This window comes from Vallitalea sediminicola (assembly GCF_054408565.1).
Genome location: NZ_BTPT01000359.1, coordinates 1 through 209 on the forward strand (window position 1 = coordinate 1; position 209 = coordinate 209).

Genomic DNA, 209 nt, shown 5'->3' on the forward strand with positions numbered 1-209 from the left:
TAATAAAATATTATAATAATACGAGAGCGTTGCAATATAAGCAAGAAGATCAATTTACAATTGAAAAAATAACGGCAGAAATAAATAACGAAAATAAATCCTTAGTTTTTGAAACTCTAGATAAGATAAGAAAAAATATAAATAGTGGAGAGAGTTTGAAAACAATTACTGATAAATATGAGAATAATAACATAAATTTACAATTTGAT

General features: G+C 22.0%; 1 protein-coding gene. It reads left to right on the forward strand.

Annotated features, from left to right (window positions below; translation table 11 throughout):
* Positions 1–209: hypothetical protein (locus tag ACX6CF_RS27050; protein WP_458788472.1), on the forward strand; the 209-nt coding region annotated here is incomplete at both ends.